The organism is Stenotrophomonas sp. YJH_SMC_43, assembly GCF_059372535.1.
On sequence record NZ_JCAFVQ010000003.1, the window covers coordinates 511176 to 531044 of the forward strand.

At 65.5% G+C, this 19869-nt stretch carries 20 protein-coding genes; 8 read left to right on the forward strand and 12 right to left on the reverse strand.

Annotated features, from left to right (window positions below; all coding sequences use genetic code 11):
• Positions 1 to 13 precede the first annotated feature (13 nt).
• The 6 genes from AC5QAH_RS14485 (at position 14) to AC5QAH_RS14510 (ending at position 6499) form a co-directional block, all read left to right on the forward strand.
• Positions 14 to 739: an ABC transporter ATP-binding protein gene (locus AC5QAH_RS14485; RefSeq protein WP_010481339.1), complete on the forward strand. Its 726-nt coding sequence runs from the start codon at positions 14 to 16 to the stop codon at positions 737 to 739.
• A gap of 10 nt (positions 740 to 749) precedes the next feature.
• Positions 750 to 2048, forward strand: coding sequence for an ABC transporter permease (locus AC5QAH_RS14490; RefSeq protein ID WP_049411040.1), 1299 nt, complete (start codon positions 750 to 752; stop codon positions 2046 to 2048).
• A gap of 20 nt (positions 2049 to 2068) precedes the next feature.
• The gene (locus AC5QAH_RS14495) at positions 2069 to 3286 is read left to right on the forward strand and encodes an ABC transporter permease (protein WP_010481336.1); all 1218 of its coding nucleotides are present in this window, start codon (positions 2069 to 2071) and stop codon (positions 3284 to 3286) included.
• Positions 3287 to 3302: 16 nt separating this feature from the next.
• On the forward strand, positions 3303 to 3680 hold the full coding sequence (locus tag AC5QAH_RS14500; protein ID WP_019338856.1) for a PDZ domain-containing protein: 378 nt from the start codon (positions 3303 to 3305) through the stop codon (positions 3678 to 3680).
• A 123-nt stretch (positions 3681 to 3803) separates the two neighbouring features.
• Positions 3804 to 5150, forward strand: coding sequence for a sigma-54-dependent transcriptional regulator (locus tag AC5QAH_RS14505; RefSeq protein WP_010481334.1), 1347 nt, complete (start codon positions 3804 to 3806; stop codon positions 5148 to 5150).
• Positions 5147 to 6499 carry a sensor histidine kinase gene (locus tag AC5QAH_RS14510; protein ID WP_010481333.1) on the forward strand — a complete coding sequence of 451 codons (1353 nt, stop codon included), beginning with the start codon at positions 5147 to 5149 and terminating at the stop codon, positions 6497 to 6499. The genes AC5QAH_RS14505 and AC5QAH_RS14510 overlap by 4 nt, the downstream gene beginning before the upstream one ends.
• A 47-nt stretch (positions 6500 to 6546) precedes the next feature.
• Here the strand turns inward: AC5QAH_RS14510 and AC5QAH_RS14515 are convergent, their stop codons facing one another.
• Positions 6547 to 7080 carry a GNAT family N-acetyltransferase gene (locus AC5QAH_RS14515; protein ID WP_053443550.1) on the reverse strand — a complete coding sequence of 178 codons (534 nt, stop codon included), beginning with the start codon at positions 7078 to 7080 and terminating at the stop codon, positions 6547 to 6549.
• Complete coding sequence (gene glmU / locus AC5QAH_RS14520; RefSeq protein ID WP_010481330.1) at positions 7049 to 8416, reverse strand: bifunctional UDP-N-acetylglucosamine diphosphorylase/glucosamine-1-phosphate N-acetyltransferase GlmU; 1368 nt, start codon at positions 8414 to 8416, stop codon at positions 7049 to 7051. Before glmU ends, AC5QAH_RS14515 begins: the two co-directional genes overlap by 32 nt.
• Before the next feature lie 83 nt (positions 8417 to 8499).
• On the opposite strand from glmU, the gene AC5QAH_RS14525 reads away from it, so the two are divergent.
• Positions 8500 to 8886: a GtrA family protein gene (locus AC5QAH_RS14525; RefSeq protein ID WP_495232420.1), complete on the forward strand. Its 387-nt coding sequence runs from the start codon at positions 8500 to 8502 to the stop codon at positions 8884 to 8886.
• A 158-nt stretch (positions 8887 to 9044) separates the two neighbouring features.
• Here AC5QAH_RS14525 and AC5QAH_RS14530 read toward each other — a convergent pair whose 3' ends face one another.
• From AC5QAH_RS14530 to AC5QAH_RS14570, 9 genes are all read right to left on the reverse strand, one after another.
• Positions 9045 to 9467 carry a F0F1 ATP synthase subunit epsilon gene (locus AC5QAH_RS14530; RefSeq protein WP_005419509.1) on the reverse strand — a complete coding sequence of 141 codons (423 nt, stop codon included), beginning with the start codon at positions 9465 to 9467 and terminating at the stop codon, positions 9045 to 9047.
• A gap of 113 nt (positions 9468 to 9580) precedes the next feature.
• Entirely contained in the window at positions 9581 to 10987 is a 1407-nt protein-coding gene (gene atpD / locus AC5QAH_RS14535; RefSeq protein WP_010481327.1) for a F0F1 ATP synthase subunit beta, read from the reverse strand.
• A 38-nt stretch (positions 10988 to 11025) separates the two neighbouring features.
• A complete protein-coding gene (atpG, locus tag AC5QAH_RS14540) occupies positions 11026 to 11889 on the reverse strand; it encodes a F0F1 ATP synthase subunit gamma (RefSeq protein ID WP_010481324.1) in 864 nt (287 codons plus the stop codon).
• Positions 11890 to 11972: 83 nt separating this feature from the next.
• Positions 11973 to 13520, reverse strand: a complete 1548-nt coding sequence (gene atpA, locus AC5QAH_RS14545) for a F0F1 ATP synthase subunit alpha (protein WP_005411130.1) — start codon at positions 13518 to 13520, stop codon at positions 11973 to 11975.
• 44 nt (positions 13521 to 13564) lie between these two features.
• A complete protein-coding gene (locus tag AC5QAH_RS14550) occupies positions 13565 to 14092 on the reverse strand; it encodes a F0F1 ATP synthase subunit delta (protein WP_010481321.1) in 528 nt (175 codons plus the stop codon).
• Positions 14093 to 14094: 2 nt separating this feature from the next.
• Entirely contained in the window at positions 14095 to 14565 is a 471-nt protein-coding gene (locus AC5QAH_RS14555; protein WP_005419512.1) for a F0F1 ATP synthase subunit B, read from the reverse strand.
• A gap of 106 nt (positions 14566 to 14671) precedes the next feature.
• Positions 14672 to 14977 (reverse strand): F0F1 ATP synthase subunit C, encoded by a 306-nt coding sequence (gene atpE / locus AC5QAH_RS14560; protein ID WP_005411133.1) that lies wholly within the window; start codon positions 14975 to 14977, stop codon positions 14672 to 14674.
• A gap of 73 nt (positions 14978 to 15050) precedes the next feature.
• Positions 15051 to 15851, reverse strand: coding sequence for a F0F1 ATP synthase subunit A (atpB, locus tag AC5QAH_RS14565; protein WP_010481316.1), 801 nt, complete (start codon positions 15849 to 15851; stop codon positions 15051 to 15053).
• Between the two features lie 31 nt (positions 15852 to 15882).
• Positions 15883 to 16248 carry a hypothetical protein gene (locus AC5QAH_RS14570; RefSeq protein WP_006394654.1) on the reverse strand — a complete coding sequence of 122 codons (366 nt, stop codon included), beginning with the start codon at positions 16246 to 16248 and terminating at the stop codon, positions 15883 to 15885.
• A 459-nt stretch (positions 16249 to 16707) separates the two neighbouring features.
• On the opposite strand from AC5QAH_RS14570, the gene AC5QAH_RS14575 reads away from it, so the two are divergent.
• Positions 16708 to 17526, forward strand: coding sequence for a hypothetical protein (locus AC5QAH_RS14575; protein ID WP_010481314.1), 819 nt, complete (start codon positions 16708 to 16710; stop codon positions 17524 to 17526).
• A gap of 443 nt (positions 17527 to 17969) precedes the next feature.
• On the opposite strand, the gene lpdA is transcribed toward AC5QAH_RS14575, so the two are convergent.
• On the reverse strand, positions 17970 to 19778 hold the full coding sequence (lpdA, locus tag AC5QAH_RS14580; protein WP_100446773.1) for a dihydrolipoyl dehydrogenase: 1809 nt from the start codon (positions 19776 to 19778) through the stop codon (positions 17970 to 17972).
• Positions 19779 to 19869 lie beyond the last annotated feature (91 nt).

The window sequence follows — 19869 nt, forward strand, 5'->3', positions numbered from 1 at the left end:
GAGAGGACACCCCATGTACATGCTCGAAATGCGTTCGGTCGCCAAGGTCTTCCGCACCGAACAGGTGGAAACCCACGCACTGCGCTCACTGGAACTGCAGGTCAAGGAAGGTGAGTTCGTCGCGGTCACCGGCCCGTCAGGCTCCGGCAAGACCACCTTCCTCAACATCGCCGGCCTGCTGGAAACCTTCACCAGTGGCACCTACATGCTGGACGGCCAGGACGTGAGCACGCTGGGCGACGACGCCCGCAGCCGCCTACGCAACCAGAAGATCGGCTTCATCTTCCAGGGCTTCAACCTGATCCCCGACCTGAACCTGTTCGACAACGTCGACGTGCCGCTGCGCTATCGCAAGATGAGCGCCAACGAGCGCCGCGAACGCATCGAGAAGGCGCTGACCCAGGTCGGCCTCGGCTCGCGCATGAAGCACTACCCGAACGAGCTGTCCGGCGGCCAGCAGCAGCGCGCGGCGATCGCACGTGCCCTGGCAGGCAGCCCGCGCCTGCTGCTGGCCGACGAACCGACCGGCAACCTGGACACGCAGATGGCCCGCGGCGTGATGGAGCTGCTGGAGGAGATCAACGCTGCCGGCACCACCATCGTGATGGTCACCCACGATCCGGAACTGGCCGCGCGCGCGCAGCGCAACGTGCACATCGTTGATGGCCAGGTGACCGACCTGGTGCGCGAGCCGGTGCTGGTCACGCCGCCGCGCCACATCGTCGCCGTCAACGAGTGAGGGCCCCACCATGTTCGCCTACTACGCCCGACTGGCGGTGCGCAGCTTCCGCCGCAACAAGGTCCTGACCGCGCTGATGGTGGTTGCCATCGCGCTCGGCATCGGCGCCTCGATGACCACCCTGACCGTGTTCCACGTGCTGTCCGGTGACCCGATTCCCGGCAAGAGCGACCGCCTGTTCTACGTCCAGCTCGACGCCGCGACCGGCGCCTACGTCGCCGGCGAGGAACCGGAAACCCAGCTGACCCGCTTCGACGGTGAAGCCCTGCTGCGCGAAGCCAAGGGCGAGCGCCAGGCGCTGATGAGCGGCGGCGGCGGCACCATCGAACCGGACAACAGCACCCTCAAGCCCTTCAGCATCGACACCCGCTGGACCTCGGCCGACTTCTTCCCGATGTTCGAGGTGCCCATGCAGTACGGCCGCCCCTGGACGCGCGAGGACGATGAAGGCCGTGCGCGCGTGGTGGTCATCTCCAAGGCGCTCAATGACAAGCTGTACCAGGGCGCCAACAGCGTGGGCCGCGACCTGCGCATGGAAGGCCAGAGTTACCGCATCGTCGGCGTGATGAAGGAATGGAGCCCGGAACCGCACTTCTACGACCTGACCACCGGCAGCTACGGCAAGAACGAAGACCTGCTGCTGCCGATCTCCACCTCCTTCGACCTGAAGCTGGGCAGCAACGGCAACATGAACTGCTTCGGCGAGAATCCGGACGGCAACAGCTATTCGCTCAACGCACCGTGCGCGTGGCTGCAGTACTGGGTGGAGATGGACCCGGCCAAGGCTGGCGACTACCGTCGTTACCTGGAGAACTACTCGACCCAGCAGCGCGAGGCCGGCCGCTTCAAGCATCCGCCGAACGTGCGCCTGCGCACCGTGATGGAATGGCTTGACTTCAACGGCGCGGTGCCCAGCGACGTGCGCCTGCAGCTGTGGCTGGCGTTGGGCTTCCTGGGTGTCTGCCTGGTCAACACGGTGGGCCTGCTGCTGGCCAAGTTCCTGCGTCGCAGCGGTGAGATCGGCGTACGCCGCGCGCTCGGTGCCAGCCGCGGCCAGATCTTCCTGCAATGCCTGGTGGAAGCAGGTGCGGTCGGCGTGGTCGGTGGCGTGCTGGGTATCGGCCTGGCGCTGCTCGGCCTGTTCGCGGTGCGCCAGCAACCGGTGGAATACGCCAAGCTGGCCCACCTGGACGGCAACATGCTGCTGCTCGCACTGGGCCTGACCCTGCTCGCCAGCCTTGCTGCCGGTTTCCTGCCCGCCTGGCGCGCCATGCAGGTCACCCCGGCCATCCAGCTCAAGTCGCAGTAAGCACCCGAACGAGGACTCCCATGGACATCCGCCCCATCCTCAGCACGCTGCGCCGGCACAAGACTGCCGCTGCCCTGATCGTGCTGGAAGTCGCACTGACCTGCGCCATCGTCTGCAACGCGCTGTTCCTGGTCAGCCAGCGCGTGGAGAAGATCAGCATGCCCAGCGGCATCGCCGAGAGCGAACTGGTGATGCTGCGCGTCAGTGGCATCGGCAAGCAGACCGACGCCATGGCCCGCACCCGCGAGGACCTGGCATCGCTGCGCGCGATTCCCGGCGTCAGCAACGTCACCATCATCAACCAGGTTCCCTTCCGCAACGGCTCCTCCAGCAGCAGCATCTCGCGCGAGGTCGACCAGGAACGGCCGACCACCAACGCCTCGATGTACACCCTGTCCGAGAACGGGCTGGCCACGATGGGCATCAACCTGATCGCAGGCCGCGATTTCCTGCCCGACGAATACCAGAACTTCGAAGACGCCAGCAAGGGCGGCGCCAAGGAAAAGGCGATTCCGGTGATCTTCACCCAGGCCACCGCCGCCAAGATGGAACCCAACGGCAGTGCGCTGGGCAAGACCTACTACATGGGCAAGCAGCCGCTGCATGTGGTCGGCATCGTCGACACGCTCAGCACGCCCAATGGCTGGAATGACAACTGGACCAACTCGATGCTGCTGCCCATGCGGCGCACCTTCGATGAAGGTGGCACCTATGTGCTGCGCACTTCGCCAGAGCGCCGCCAGGAGGTCCTCGATGCCGGTGCCGCCGCGCTGGAACGCAACGATCCCAACCGGCTGATGCGCGACAAGCTGACCTATGAAGACCAGCGCAAGGACTTCTTCAAGAACGACCGCGCGATGGTCGGCCTGCTGATCACCGTCAGCATCTCGCTGCTGGTGGTCACTGCGCTGGGCATCATCGGCCTGGCCAGCTTCTGGGTGCAGCAGCGCAGCAAGCAGATCGGCATCCGCCGTGCGCTGGGCGCGACCCGCGGGCAGATCCTGCGCTACTTCCAGACCGAGAACTTCCTGCTGGCCTCGCTGGGCATCGTGCTGGGCATGCTGGCGGCCTACGCGATCAACCTGGCGCTGATGAACCTGTACGAGCTGCCGCGCATGCCGCTGTACTACCTGCCGCTGGGTGCGCTGCTGCTGTGGGTGCTGGGCCAGATCGCGGTGTTCGGTCCGGCACGGCGCGCGGCGGCGGTACCGCCTGCGGTCGCCACGCGGGGCGCCTGAGATGCGTGCCTGCGCGATGTGCCTGATGCTGCTCCTGCCGCTGCCGGCGCTGGCCGGCGGTGGCAACGCGCAGACACTGGAATGGCGCCAGGATGCCGCGCGGCTGTCACTGCGCTCGACCGAGGGCCAAGTGCGCGTGGAGGCTGCCAGCCCGGAAGCACGCTTCGGCGTGCGCAGCGGTGATCGCATCCTCCGCGTGGACGACACGGCGGTGCGCCGGGTCGAACATCTGGCCGAGGCACTGCGCCATTCCCACGCCGCCACCGCCTATCTGTTGCTGCGCCGCGACAGACGCGAACTGACGGTGGCGGTCGACGCCGCAGCCTGGCGCCAGGCACTGGAAGTGCCGCCGCCACCTGCGCCGCCAGCGCCCCCGGCGCCTCCCCGGCGCTGAGCAGGGGCCGCTCCTGCACAACCACGGGTTTGGCTATGCTTGATGGGTGGCGCCGGGCTCTCCCGGTGCGTGGACACGAACGGCTCCAACGGCGCCGCCCATCCCTTTCTGCAGAACCGTTTGATGCCTGCGATCCTGATCATCGACGACAACGCCAGCGTGGGTACCGCGCTGGACGTACTGTTCTCCCTGCACGACATCGACACCCTGCAGGCGCAGACGCCCGCCGACGGGCTGGCGCTGCTCGAATCACAGCCGGTCGACCTGGTCATCCAGGACATGAACTTCAGCGAGGACACCACCTCCGGCGAGGAAGGCGAGGCCCTGTTCGCGCAGATCCGCGCGCGCCATCCGGACCTGCCGGTGATCCTGCTCACGGCGTGGACCCATCTGAGCAGCGCCGTGGACCTGGTCAAGGCCGGCGCCGCCGACTACCTGGCCAAGCCCTGGGACGACCGCAAGCTGATGACCACGGTCAACAACCTGCTGGAACTGTCCGAGGCGCGCCGCGAACTGGACCGGCGCCGCAGCCGTGAACTGCACCAGCGCAACGCACTGGAAGAGAAGTACGACCTGTGCGGCGCGGTCTTCGCCGACCCCGCCAGCGAGCGCGTGATCGCGCTGGCCTGCCAGGTCGCACGCTCGGAACTGCCGGTATTGATCACCGGCGCGAACGGTGCCGGCAAGGAAAAGATCGCGCAGATCATCCAGGCCAATTCCCTGGTGGCCAAAGGGCCGTTCGTGGCAGTCAACTGCGGCGCGCTGCCCTCGGAACTGATCGAAGCCGAACTGTTCGGTGCCGAAGCCGGTGCGTATACCGGCGCCAACAAGGCCCGCGAAGGCAAGTTCGAGGCCGCCGATGGCGGCACCCTGTTCCTGGATGAGATCGGCAACCTGTCACTGGGCGGGCAGATGAAGCTGCTGCGCGTGCTGGAAACCGGCCGCTTCGAGCGCCTGGGCTCCAACCGCGAGCGCCAGGTCAAGGTCCGCGTGGTCAGCGCGACCAATGCCGACCTGCCGGCGATGATCCGCGACGGTACCTTCCGCGAAGACCTCTATTACCGCCTCAACACGGTAGAACTGGTGCTGCCGCCGCTGGCCGAACGACCGGGCGACATCGTGCCGCTGGCCGAGCGCTTCCTGACCGCTGGCAAGCCGTTGTCCACTGCGGCCACCGCGGCCTTGCAGCGGCACCCCTGGCCGGGCAACGTGCGCGAGCTGCGCAACGTGATCCAGCGCGCCGAGCTGCTGGCCACCGGCAACCGCATCGAAGTGGCCGATCTCAACCTGCCGCGCGCAGCCGCCACACCGCGCCCGGCCCCCAGTGCGGGCAATGATCCCGACCGTGCACGCATCGAAGATGTGCTGGCGCGCAACCATGGCGTCATCGCCCAGGCCGCCGCAGAACTCGGCCTGAGCCGCCAGGCGCTGTACCGGCGCATGGACCGCCACGGTATTCCCCGCGAATGAAACGCCGCTCGTTCACTTTCCGCCTGTTCCTGCGCCTGCTGCCGGTATTGGCACTGGCGGCGGCACTGCCGTGGCTGCTGGCCTACTGGATGGACCATGGCTGGGTGGTGACCACGGTGTCGGCGTTGATCCTGCTGTCATTGATGTGGTGGACCCTGCGCCGGGCGACCGCCCCGGTGCGATCTCTGATGCGGGCCCTGGCGGGTACCACCAGCAGCTATCGCGACGGCGAGTACAACTTCGGCGTGCACTGGCCGGGGAACGACGAGCTGGGCGACCTGGTGCAGGCCCACCGCGAACTGGGCGATGTACTGCGTGAGCAGCGGCAGGGCCTGGTGCAGCGTGAACTGCTGCTGGACACAATGGTGCAGAACACGCCGGTGGCGATGCTGCTGATCGCCTCGGGCGGTGATGGCATCGCCCGGGTGGTGTTCTCCAATCTGGCGGCACGCAAGCTGCTGCATGGCGGCTGGAAGCTGGAAGGCCAGCGCCTGGAGGACGTGCTGGAACAGGTGCCGGTGGAACTGCGCGATGCCATCGCCCGTGGCGGTGACAGCCTGTTCGCGGTGCATGCCGAGGGCGAGGACGGCGACGAGGATGACGAGCAGGTCTACCACCTCTCGCGCCGCGCGTTCCAGCTCAACGGCCGCCCGCACGACCTGTTGCTGGTGCGGCTGCTGACCGCCGAACTGCGCCGCCAGGAAGTGCAGACCTGGAAGAAGGTGATCCGGGTGATCAGCCACGAGCTCAACAACTCGCTGGCGCCGATCGCTTCGCTCGCCCATTCCGGCGGCGTGCTGGTGCAGCGTGAGCGCTTTGACCGGCTGCCCGAGATCTTCACCACCATCGAGGACCGGGCGCGTCACCTGGAAGGCTTCATCCGTGGCTACGCACGCTTTGCCAAGTTGCCGCAGCCGCAACTGCAGACCGTGCACTGGGCCCCCTTCCTGTCCAGCCTGCGCCAGCAGATCCCGTTCACCATGGAGCGCGAGCCGGACGAAGAACTGAGCAGCCGCATCGACATCGCGCAGTTCGGGCAGGCGCTGCTGAACCTGTTGAAGAACGCGCACGAAGCCTGCGCCGAAGCAGAGCCGCCGAACGATGATGTACAGGTGCAGCTGACCCGGTTGCCGCAGTGGCTGCGCCTGGATGTGCTTGACCGCGGCAAGGGCATGAACGAGCAGGTGCTGCAGAATGCGCTGATGCCGTTCTATTCGACCAAGCGCAATGGCACCGGGCTGGGGCTGGCGCTGACCCGCGAGATCGTGGAGGCACACGGTGGTCGGGTGTCGTTGCAGAACCGCGGCGATGGCGGGCTGTGCGTGTCGATTCTGTTGCCGGTGGGCTGAGCGGGCAGATCCACGCCATGCGTGGACGTGCCGACCCAGGTCGGCACCTACCAGACCTGCCGCATCGCCACCCGCAGGTGCATCGGGAACCCAAGCGCGGCTTCTTCGGCCATCACCGCACGCAGGCCATCGTTCCACTGCGCCTCGGGCACTACCTCGAACCCTTCACTGGCATAGAAGGCCGCATTCCACGGCACGTCGGACAACGTGGTCAGCACCGCTGCCGCGTAGCCGCCAGCCCTGGCCTGTGCCAACGCATGGCGCAACAACACGCGACCATGACCGCGGCGCGCGTGCGCGGGATCCACGTCCATCTGCAGCACATGGAAGTCACCGCACAGCTCACCGGCCAGCAGGTAGCCCGCGATGCCACCGTCAGCCGCATCCAGCACCCACAACTGGCCACGTTGAAGGCCATCCTGCAGCGTCGGCAGGTCCAGGCCATGCCCGGCAAATACCGGGTAGGCCTGGTGCCCCTTCAGCAGCTCACCGGCACGTTGTTCAATTGCCGGCAGCATGCCGAGTTCGTCGGCGTGCGGGATGCGTGGCTCAGGACTTCTTGAGCGGGCGCTTCCAGCCATCGATGGTTTCCTGTCGTGCACGTGCCAGCGTCAGCTTGCCATCCGGGGCGTTGCGGGTGATGACCGAACCGGCAGCGATGGTGGCGCCCTCACCGATCAGCACCGGTGCCACCAATGCGCTGTTGGAACCGATGAAGGCGTTGTCGCCGATGGTGGTGGTCGACTTGTTCACGCCGTCGTAGTTGCAGGTGATGGTGCCGGCACCGATGTTCACCTTGCTGCCGATCACCGCGTCGCCCAGGTAGGTCAGGTGATTGGCCTTGCTGCCAACACCGAGGGTGACCTTCTTGGTCTCGACGAAGTTGCCGACATGCACGCCATCGGCGAGCACTGTACCCGGGCGCAGCCGTGCGAACGGCCCCACCAATGCAGCACCTTCGGTGACCACGCCTTCCAGGTCGCAATGCGCGCGCACTTCGGTGCCCGGGCCAAGATTGACGTCCTTCAGCCGGTTGAACGGGCCCACGGTGACGCCGTCGCCGAGCACGATATTGCCTTCCAGAACGACGTCGACATCGATCAGCACGTCGCTGCCCACGGTGACGGTGCCACGGATATCCAGGCGTGCCGGGTCACGCACGCGCGCGCCCTGCGCGCACAGGGCCCGAACCGCACGGCGCTGCCAGGCACGCTCCAGCTGCGAAAGCTGCCAGGGATCATTTGCCCCTTCGGCTTCCTGCGCGTCGGCCACCAGCGCCATCTCGGCCGGGGTGTACTCGTGCGCGGCAAAGGCGAACACGTCGGTCAGGTAGTACTCGCCCTGCGCGTTGCTGTTGGACAGCTGCGACAGCCAGCGCCGCAGCGCGGTCGACTCGGCGGCAATGATGCCGGTGTTGATCGTGCGCACACGCAGCTGGTCGTCGGTGGCGTCCTTCTGTTCGACAATCGAGCCGACCTTGCCTTCGGCATCGCGCAGCACGCGGCCGTAACCGGTCGGGTCATCGACATCGGCGACCAGCACCGCCAGTCGACCCGGCTGTGCCAGCAGGTCGCGCAGGGTTTGCGCGCGGATCAGCGGCACGTCGCCGTACAGCACCAGCACCTGCGCGGCGTCGGGCACCTGCGGCATCGCCTGCGCGACGGCGTGCCCGGTACCGAGTTGCTGTGCCTGCTCGGCCCATTGTAGATCGGGCTGGTCGGCAAAGTGCTGGCGCACCGCTTCACCACCATGGCCGTAGACCACGTGGATCGCGGCCGGCTGCAGCTCGCGGGCGGCATCGATCACATGCGCCAGCATCGGCTGCCCAGCGATCGGCTGCAGCACCTTCGGCAGCACCGACTTCATGCGCTTGCCCGCGCCAGCGGCGAGGATGATGACGTGCAGGGCTTGGGTCATGGGAGCAGCAGTCCGTAGTTCGTTGCCGGTGATTCTAGAGCGTGGGCCGTTAACATGGGGATCTGCCCGCCCACACTCCGACCATGAGCCTGCTCCGCCAGGGAAGCGGCTACCTCATCATCGGCGTGCTGCAACTGCTGCTCGACTGGGCGGTGTTCGTGCTGGTCACGGCCGCCGGCCTGCCCGTGGTGCAGGGCAACCTGGCCGGGCGCGTGGCCGGCATGCTGCTGGGGTTCTGGTTGAACGGGCGAATCACCTTCGCCACTGCCGACGGCGAGCAACGGCTGGGCTGGCGACGCTTCGCACGCTTCCTGCCGCTGTGGTTGCTGCTCACCACCGCCAGCACGCTGCTGGTCTTGAGCGCCGACCATGCATTGGGCCTGCAGTACGCCTGGTTGGCCAAGCCACTGGTGGAGGGCGGCCTGGCCGTGATTTCCTTCCTGCTGCTGCGGCACGTGGTGTACCGCTGATACGACGTCAGGATCGGGATCGGTAGCGTCGACGGTCAATCGACTGCCCTTCCATCAGACCGCGGAAATCCCTCGCTGCGCGCGACAGTCGACTCGACCCGCCGCCCAAACAAAAACGCCGGCACAGGGCCGGCGTTCTCGTGGGTGCAGCGCGAACCTCAGTGCTTGAGGTTCTTGCGCAGGCGCTCCAGCGCCTGCAGCTGGACAACGGCTTCAGCCAGCTTCTGCTGGGCCTCAGCCACTTCCATCGCCTCGCCGCGGTTGGCCAGGATGCGCTCGGCTTCTTCCTTGGCCTTGCGGACCGAGGCTTCGTCGATGTCCTGCGCGCGGATCGCGGTGTCGGCCAGCACGGTCACCACCTGCGGCTGCACTTCCAGGATGCCGCCGGAAATGGCGAAATCCAGCTGCTCGCCGTTCGGCGTGGTCACCACCACCTTGCCCGGCTTCAGGCGGGTGATCAGCGGCGCGTGCTTGGGCGCGATGCCCAGTTCGCCCAGCTCACCGGTGGCCACGACCAGGGTCGCTTCGCCACGGAAGATTTCCTGCTCGGCGCTGACGATGTCGCAACGGATCGTGCTCATGCAAATCTCTTCGCTGTTCGCGGCGGCGCAATGCCACCGTGGGGGTCCACCGGCGCGGGCGGTTGCCCGGCGCCGGCGTCAGGTCGGGCAGGATCGCTCCCGCCCGTCCCGGATCAGGCCTTCTCGGCCATCTTCTTGGCCTTCTCGACCGCTTCTTCGATGCCGCCGACCATGTAGAACGCCTGCTCCGGCAGGTGGTCGTACTCGCCATCAACGATGGCCTTGAAGCCACGGATGGTGTCCTTCAGCGGCACGTACTTGCCCGGCGAACCGGTGAACACTTCGGCCACGTGGAACGGCTGGCTGAAGAAGCGCTCGATCTTACGGGCGCGCGACACGGCCTGCTTGTCCTCTTCGGACAGCTCGTCCATGCCCAGGATCGCGATGATGTCCTTCAGTTCCTTGTACTTCTGCAGGGTCTGCTGGACGCGCTGGGCGGTGTCGTAATGCTCGTGGCCGATGACCAGCGGGTCCATCTGGCGGCTGGTGGAGTCCAGCGGATCGACGGCCGGGTAGATACCCAGCGAGGCGATCGAACGCGACAGGGTGACAGTCGAGTCCAGGTGGGCGAAGGTGGTCGCCGGCGACGGGTCGGTCAGGTCGTCCGCGGGAACGTAGACGGCCTGGATCGAAGTGATCGAACCGTTCTTGGTCGAGGTGATGCGCTCCTGCAGGACGCCCATTTCCTCGGCCAGGGTCGGCTGGTAACCCACGGCCGACGGCATACGGCCCAGCAGTGCCGACACTTCGGTACCAGCCAGGGTGTAGCGGTAGATGTTGTCGACGAACAGCAGGACGTCCTTACCCTTGCCGTTTTCGTCCTTCTCGTCGCGGAAGTACTCGGCCATGGTCAGGCCGGTCAGGGCGACGCGCAGACGGTTGCCCGGCGGCTCGTTCATCTGGCCGTACACCATCGCCACCTTGTCCAGGACGTTGGAGTCCTTCATTTCGTGGTAGAAGTCGTTGCCCTCACGGGTACGCTCACCCACGCCGGCGAACACGGACAGACCGCTGTGCGCCTTGGCGATGTTGTTGATCAGTTCCATCATGTTGACGGTCTTGCCGACGCCGGCGCCGCCGAACAGGCCGACCTTGCCGCCCTTGGCGAACGGGCACATCAGGTCGATGACCTTGATGCCGGTTTCCAGCAGTTCGGTGGCCGGGGACTGGTCTTCGTACGACGGGGCCGCACGGTGGATTTCCCAGCTGTCGCTGGCGGCCACCGGGCCGGCTTCGTCAATCGGACGGCCGAGCACGTCCATGATGCGGCCCAGGGTGCCAGCGCCGACCGGCACGGAGATGCCGCGGTTGGTGTTGGTGGCAACCAGGTTGCGCTTCAGGCCGTCGGTGGAACCGAGGGCGATGGTACGCACCACGCCGTCACCCAGCTGCTGCTGGACTTCGAGGGTGATTTCGGTGTTGTCGACCTTCAGTGCGTCGTACACCTTCGGCACCGACTCACGCGGGAATTCGACGTCGACGACCGCGCCGATGATCTGAACGATCTTGCCCTGACTCATTGCTGCATCCTCTAAATGTGTGCTTTGAACGAACGCGGTCAGACTGCTGCCGCGCCGCCGACGATTTCGGAGATTTCCTGGGTGATCGCTGCCTGGCGCGCCTTGTTGTAGACGAGCTGGAGGGTGCCGATCAGCTTGTTGGCGTTGTCGCTCGCCGCCTTCATCGCAACCATGCGTGCGGCATGCTCGGAGGCGACGTTTTCCAGCAGTGCCTGGTACACCAGCGACTCGATGTAACGCGTCATCACGTGCTCCAGCACGGTCGCGGCATCGGGTTCGTACAGGTAATCCCAGTCGTGGTGAGCGACCTGCTTCTCAGCCGGCGGCAGCGGCAGCAGCTGATCGAAGCTGGCCTTCTGCACCATGGTATTCACGAAGCGGTTGTAGACCAGGTACACGCGGTCGACCTTGCCTTCGGTGAAGGCGTCGAGCATGACCTTGATCACACCGATCAGCGATTCCAGCTTCGGCACGTCGCCGATGTGGGTCACGCTGCCGACCATGTTGACCTTCACGCGGCGGAAGAAGGTCGATGCCTTCTGGCCGATGGTCACCAGGTCCACTTCCGCACCCTTGTCCTGCCATGCCTTGGCTTCGCCCAGCATCTTGCGGAACAGGTTGTTGTTCAGGCCGCCGGCCAGGCCGCGATCGGAGGAGATCACGATGAACCCGACCCGCTTGACCTGCTCGCGCTCGACCAGGAACGGATGCTGGTAGTCGGTGCTGGCCTGGGCCAGGTGGCCGATCACCTGCTTCATCGCCTGCGCGTACGGACGCGAGGTCTTCATCCGATCCTGCGCCTTGCGGATCTTGGAGGCCGAGACCATTTCCAGGGCGCGCGTCACCTTGCGGGTGTTCTGCACGCTCTTGATCTTGGTTTTGATTTCGCGTCCGCTTGCCATCTCTTGTTTCCCGTGGCGCGGGGCTGATGCCCCGCGTTGTTCAACCGTTTGAGCGGGGCGAGCCCCGCTCTACGAGCGCTGGATTACCAGCTGCCGGTGGTCTTGAACTCGGCGATGCCCTTCTTGAAGGCACCTTCGATGTCGTTGTCCCAACCGCCGGTGGCGTTGACCTTGCTGACCAGTTCGCCCTGGGTGTTGGCGAAGTGGGCGTGCAGGCCTTCTTCGAACGCCAGCAGCTTGTTGACCGGCACGTCGTCGAGGTAACCCTCGTTGACGGCGTAGATCGACAGCGCCTGGTTGGCGATCGACATCGGCGCGTACTGCTTCTGCTTCATCAGCTCGGTGACGCGCTGGCCACGCTCCAGCTGCTTGCGGGTCGCCTCGTCCAGATCCGAGGCGAACTGCGCGAACGCAGCCAGCTCGCGGTACTGGGCCAGCGAGATACGGATGCCGCCCGACAGCTTCTTGATGATCTTGGTCTGGGCCGAGCCACCGACGCGCGACACCGAGATACCGGCGTTCACGGCCGGGCGGATGCCGGCGTTGAACAGGTCGGTTTCCAGGAAGATCTGGCCGTCGGTGATCGAGATCACGTTGGTCGGAACGAACGCGGACACGTCGCCGGCCTGGGTTTCGATGATCGGCAGCGCGGTCAGCGAACCGGTCTTGCCGGTGACCTTGCCTTCGGTGAACTTCTCGACGTATTCCTCGGACACGCGGGCAGCGCGCTCGAGCAGGCGGGAGTGCAGGTAGAACACGTCACCCGGGTAGGCTTCACGGCCCGGCGGGCGCTTCAGCAGCAGCGAGATCTGGCGGTAGGCAACGGCCTGCTTGGACAGATCGTCGTACACGATCAGCGCGTCTTCGCCGCGGTCCATGAAGTACTCACCCATGGTGCAGCCCGAGTAGGCGCTGATGTACTGCATGGCAGCCGATTCGGAAGCGGTCGCGGCCACCACGATGGTGTGGGCCAGCGCGCCGTTCTCTTCCAGCTTGCGCACGATGTTGGCGATGGTCGAAGCCTTCTGGCCGATCGCAACGTACACGCACTTGATGCCGGTGCCCTTCTGGTTGATCACCGCATCGATCGCCATCGCGGTCTTGCCGGTCTGGCGGTCACCGATGATCAGCTCGCGCTGGCCACGGCCGATCGGGATCATCGAGTCGACCGACTTGTAACCGGTCTGCACCGGCTGGTCGACCGACTTGCGCCAGATCACGCCCGGAGCAACACGCTCCACCGGAGCGGTCAGGTCGGTGCCCAGCGGGCCCTTGCCGTCGATCGGTTCGCCCAGCGCGTTCACGACGCGGCCCAGCAGCTCCGGACCAACCGGCACTTCCAGGATGCGGCCGGTGGTCTTGGCGACGTCGCCTTCGCGCAGGTGCTCGTAGTCACCCAGCACCACGGCGCCGACCGAGTCGCGCTCCAGGTTCAGGGCCAGGGCGAAGGTGTTGTTCGGCAGTTCGATCATTTCGCCCTGCATCACGTCGGCCAGACCGAAGATGCGCACGATGCCGTCGGACACGCTGGTCACGGTGCCTTCGTTGCGCGATTCCGCGGCCAGCTTGACCTTCTCGATGCGGTTCTTGATCAGTTCGCTGATTTCGGAGGGGTTGAGCGTGGTTGCCATCGTCAAGTCCTAGTGCCGGCAGCGGGGCCGGACGTTAAATGAATTCAGTTAGCGAGCGCGGTCTGCAGACGGGCCAGCTTGCCCTTCAGCGAACCATCGATGACCACGTCGCCGGCGTCGATCACGGCGCCGCCGATCAGCGAGGCATCGACCGCGGTGGTCACATCGACCTCGCGGTTGAAGCGCTTGCGCAGCGCGACCTTGATCGCGTCCAGCTCACTGGCCGACAGTTCGGCGGCCGAGGTGACGGTGGCCTTGACCACGTGCTCGGCTTCGGCGCGCAGGGCGTCGAACATGCCGGAGATTTCCGGCAGCAGCGGCAGACGATGCGATTCGGCCAGGATGGCCAGGAAGCGCGAGTAGGTCTCGCCGTGCGACACCGGCGCCAGCAGGGCGACGGCGTCGTCACGACCCAGCTCCGGGTTGGCGAGCAGGGCCGCCACGCGTGGGTCGGCGGCGACGTGGGCGGAGAACGCCAGGGCGTCCGACCACGGCGCGAACGCGCCTTCGTCGCGCGCGGTCGCGAACGCGGCGCGGGCGTACGGGCGGGCAAGCGTGAGGGCCTGGCTCATCCTTAGATCTCCGAGGCCAGCTCGTCGAGCAGCGCCTTGTGGGCGTTGGCGTCGATTTCGCGCTTGAGCAGCTTTTCGGCACCGGTCACGGCCAGCGCGGACACCTGCTTGCGCAGATCTTCACGGGCACGGTTGGCGGCGGCGTCGATTTCAGCCTGGGCCAGTTCCTTCTGACGGGTGGCTTCGGTGATCGCTTCGTTACGGGCAGCATCAACGATCTGGTTGGCACGTGCGTGGGCCTGATCGATGATCTCGTTGGCCTTGGTGCGTGCTTCCTTCAGCGCTTCGTTGACCTTCTCCTGCGCCTGGGCCAGATCTTTCTGGCTGCGGTCGGCAGCAGCGAGGCCTTCAGCAATCTTCTGCTGGCGCTCTTCGATCGCGTTCATCAGCGGCGGCCAGATCTTGGTCGCGATGATCCAGATCAGACCAGCGAAGGCCAGCGCCTGCGCAAGAAGGGTGAAATTGATATTCATGGTTAGCTCGATCGCTGGTTTCGGGGTGGACGCGCCGCCGTAGCGGCGCATCCGGCCTTCATCCGAAACCGGGTGCATCAGCACCCGGTCGTCTCAAACCGCTGTATCAGCCGGCCAGAGCCTTGGTGACGGCGCCAGCGAAGGCAGCCGACAGCGGGTTGGCGAAGGCCAGCAGCAGGCCGACGGCGACCGAGATGATGAACGCGGCGTCGATCAGGCCGGCGGTGATGAACATACGGACCTGCAGGACCGGGATCAGTTCCGGCTGGCGGGCGGCCGACTCCAGGAACTTACCAGCCATGATGGCCAGACCCAGACCGGCGCCCAGCGCGGCCAGGCCGATCATGATGCCGACGGCAAGGGCGGTGGAGCTCTGAATCTGCGCGAAGTTGGTCAGGACGGCGAAGTACATGGTTATCTCCAGGAACTTAAGTTGCTAAGGGTGATGAAACGGATGAAGGTTGAAACGCGTTGAAGCTTGAAACTCAGTGAGCGTCTTCCGACAGGCTCAGGTACACGATCGACAGCATCATGAAGATGAAGGCCTGCAGCGGGATCACCAGCAGGTGGAACAGCATCCAGCCGAGGCCGAACACACCACCGGCAATGGCACCGAAGAAACCGGCACCACCCAGCACCCAGATCAGCAGGAACACGATTTCGCCGCCGAACATGTTGCCGAACAGTCGCATCGCCAGCGAGATCGGCTTGCTCAGCCACTCGACGATGTTGAGGATCAGGTTGAACGGCATCATCCACTTGCCGAACGGCGCCGTCAGGAATTCCTTGATGAAGCCACCCAGGCCCTTCGACTTCAGTGCGAAGAACAGCATCAGGAAGAACACGCTGATGGCCATGCCCAGGGTGGCATTGACGTCAGCGGTCGGGACCGGCTTCCAGTAGTGCACGCCCACCCACTCCAGCGGCTTGGCGATGAAATCGGCCGGGATCATCTTCAGCAGATTCATCAGCAGAATCCAGAAGAAGATGGTGATGGCGATCGGCGTGACCAGCTTGCTCTTGCCGTGGTAGGTGTCCTTGGCCTGGCGGTCGACGAACTCCAGGCAGATCTCGACGAAGGCCTGCCACTTGCCCGGCACGCCGGCGGTGGCCTTGCGGGTCCCCAGCCAGAACGCGACAACGATCACCAGGCCCATCAGGACCGCAGTGAGGAAGGTATCGACGTGGATATGCCAGAACATACCCTCACCCTTGCCGACCGGTGCGGTCAGGTTGTGCAGGTGATGCTGGATGTAGCTGGTAGGGGTTAGAGCCTCGCCCGCCATGTGTCCGGAACCTTCAGTTAATTGAATTCTGTCAACGCCTGGCCATGGCCAGGACCTGGAACATCAAGCCGACGGCGATACCGGCCAACAGCGCCAATGCAGGCAGCTTGAAGACCAGGAACCCCACCAGCAGGACGCCGAAAACCACCACCCACTTGGCCACGATCGCAATGATCAGGCGAGCCATCGCCGATCCTGCGGCCAGTGCCCCACCACCCAGTGCCATCCGTGCCGCCACCCAGCCACCGGCCGAAATGGCCACACCGGACGCCAGCGCGCCGAGGGCATATTTCGGACCTACCAGCAGGAAGGCCAGGGCCAGGACAGCCACTGCGGCCAGCGGGTAGACCGCGGCGCGCAGCATCAGTCGCCGACCCGCATCAACGGAGTTCAGCACAGGACGTCCCGCGTGGTTGCAAGTGGAGGGCTGAGGCGGCTACAGCAGGGGGGCCTCATCGAGCCGCCAAATTATAGCAATGGGACAATTTGCGAGACAACCGCTGCCTGTTCATCCCGGGAAGCCGCAAGTTGCGGTAACGGTTACATTTTTGCGTGCCACCCGGGGGACAATGACGTCCGTATGATGCTGCGGCGCAATATTGAACTTTGGTCGCATCCGGCGGAACTTTCGCCGAATGCGCCGGTCCGATCTTTCGACCTGCCTGCAGCAACCTCGTCGACGCTCCGCCCCGCAGGTCCCACGATGGCCCCGAAGCCCGGCTCCGGGGCCATCTTTTTGCATCGTCGCGACAGCGCTGAACCGTGCACACGCCGTGGACCATACGTTCACGGATGGTGGACGGGCCTGTCCGGCACAGTGGTCTTCATTCTGATGAACCACTGCAAGGACTCTTCGATGCGCCCTGTACCCACCCTGCTCGCCCTCTCCCTGCTCGCCGCCGGCGCCTCGTTCGCCACTGCCGCCCACGCCGCTGAAGGCGACGACCGCTTCGCCCTGCGCCTGGGTGCGATGAACATCGACTCGGACAATACTCTCCGCGGCAAGACCAACGTGGCCGGCCAGGACATCGGTTTCTCCGAGGACTTCAAGCTGGGTGGCAAGGAGTGGGAGCCGCGCATCGACGGCATGTTCCGCATCAGCAACCGCCAGCGCCTGCTGTTCAACTACTTCAAGTACGACAAGGACCGCCGCGAGACCCTCGGCCAGGACATTTCCTTCGGTGACGTCAACGTGCCGTCGGGCAGTTTCGTCAAGGGCGAGCTGAAGTACCAGGTCGCCAGCCTGGTCTATGACTACTCGGTGGTGGACACCGATACCTTCGACCTCGGCCTGCAGCTGGGTGCCGAGTACGCCAAGGTGAGCACCAAGGCCTACGCGGATCTGGGCACCGTCTACGAAGGCCAGTTCCTCAACGAGAAGACCGACGGCGTGGCGCCGGTGGTCGGTGCGCGGCTGAGTTTCACCCCGTCCGAGAAGTGGATGATCACGCTGCAGGGCCAGTACCTCAACACGCGCTGGGGCAGCTTTGATGACTACAAGGGCGACCTGAGCCGCGCCAACGCCATCGTCGATTACCGCTTCACGAAGAACTTCGGCGTGTTCGCCGGCTATGACTGGTTCAAGCTGGACGCGGACAAGAAGGGCAGCGACGGCACCATCGGCCTGAAGCAGGAATTCAAGGGCCCGGTGGCCGGCGTCAGCTTCGTGTTCTGACACCCGCCCCTTCCACGGCATTCTCTCTCCTGGCGCGGCCTCCGGAACATCGGGGCCGCGCTTTTTTGTTTGCACGGTCAAGCAGAAGCGGGTTGGTCGAGCGCGGGGGGAGAGGGGCTTGCGAGCGAATGTCCCCCGGCGCCGGCCTGCGGCCGTCACCTCCTCCTTTACTTCGCACGCAAGCCCCTCTCCCCCCGCGTGTCAGGCATCCGGGCGGCTTTGGCACTGGCTCTTACTATCCGCAAGCCGAGCCGCTGCGTGGGTGGCAGGCGTTTGGACAAAGTAAAGGAGGAGGCGACCGCCACAGGCGGGCGACGGGGGACATTTGTCCAAATGCCTGCCACCCGCGCTGCGGCCCGAACGCTCGCAATGAGAGTGATCGAGGCTCAACAAAAAAACCCCGGCAAATGCCGGGGCTTTTCATTTGGAACGGCGCAGGCGCCTTACTTCTTCTTCGGCATGTACAGATCGGTGATCGTGCCGTCGTAGATTTCCGAGGCCATTGCCACCGATTCGCTCAGTGTCGGGTGCGCATGGATGGTGTGGCCGATGTCTTCGGCTTCGGCACCCATCTCGATGGCCAGGCCGATCTCGGCCAGCAGGTCACCGGCATGCACGCCAACGATCGCACCACCGATGATGCGGTGGGTCTCTTCGTCGAAGATCAGCTTGGTGAAACCCTCGGTACGGCCGATGCCGATCGCGCGGCCACTGGCGGCCCACGGGAACTTGGCCACGCCCACCTTCAGGCCCTTGGCCTTGGCTTCGGTCTCGGTCACGCCGACCCAAGCGATTTCAGGGTTGGTGTAGGCCACCGACGGAATCACGCGGGCCACCCACTCCTTCTTGTGGCCGGCAGCCACTTCGGCGGCCAGCTTGCCTTCGTGCGTGGCCTTGTGGGCCAGCATCGGGTTGCCGACGATGTCGCCGATGGCAAAGATGTGCGGCACGTTGGTGCGCATCTGGCGATCCACCGGGATGAAGCCACGCTCGGTGACCTGCACGCCGGCCTTCTCGGCATCGATCTTCCTGCCGTTCGGCGAGCGGCCCACGGCCACCAGCACGCGGTCGAAGGTGCCCTGCGCCAATGCCGGCGCCTGGCCTTCCTCGGCAGCTTCGAAGGTGACGGTGATGCCTTTGGCATCGGCGGTGACGCCCGAGGCCTTGGTCTTCAGGTGCACTTCGATGCCCTGCTTCTTCAGGCGGTCGGCCAGCGGCTTGACCAGGTCCTTGTCGGCGCCCGGCATCAGCTGGTCCATGAACTCGACCACGGTGACCTTGCTGCCCAGCGCACCGTACACGGTGGCCATTTCCAGGCCGATGATGCCGCCACCGACGACCAGCAGCGAGCCCGGCACTTCGGCCAGCTCCAGCGCGTCGGTGGAATCCATCACGCGCTTGTCGTCCCACGGGAAGTTCGGCAGCTTCACCGCCTGCGAACCGGCGGCGATGATGCACTTCTGGAAGCGCAGCAGCTGGGTGCTGCCGTCAGCTGCGGTGATTTCCAGTTCGTTGGCGGAAACGAACTTGCCGACGCCCTGCACGCTGCGGACCTTGCGCTGCTTGGCCATGCCGGCCAGGCCCTTGGTCAGCTGGTTGACGACTTTTTCCTTGTACTGGCGCAGCTTGTCCAGGGTGATGGTCGGCTTGCCGAACTCGACGCCGAAATCACCGGCGTGGGCCACTTCGTCGATCACCGCAGCAGCATGCAGCAGTGCCTTGGACGGAATGCAGCCGACATTGAGGCAGACGCCGCCGAGGCTGGCGTAGCGCTCGACCAGCACCGTATCCAGGCCGACGTCGGCGGCGCGGAACGCCGCCGTGTAGCCGCCCGGACCGGAGCCCAGCACAACCATCTCGCATTCGATGTCGGCCGGCTTGCCGCTGGACAACGCCGGCTTCGGTGCGGCAGGTTCGGCCGGGGCGCGGTGCGACGGGGTCACCGGCGGCTTGCTGGCCGGAGCAGCTGCTGCCGGAGCCGGCGCAGCGGCCTTGGCTGGGGCTTCGGCGACGCCTTCAGCGTCCAGCACCACGACCACGGCACCCTCGGACAGGGTGTCGCCCAGCTTGACCTTGATTTCCTTGACCACGCCAGCAGCCGAGGACGGCACTTCCAGAGTGGCCTTGTCCGATTCCAGGGTCACCAGACCCTGATCCTTCTTCACCGTGTCGCCAACGGCGACCAATACTTCGATCACCGGCACATCGCTGTAATCGCCGATGTCGGGAACCTTGACTTCAATCGTGGCCATGGTGGGTTTTCCTCGTGCCCGCCCGGCATGGCCGGCGGGCTGTCACTGCATCTGTTCACGCGGCCGCGCCAGGGGCTGCGGCCGCACGGTG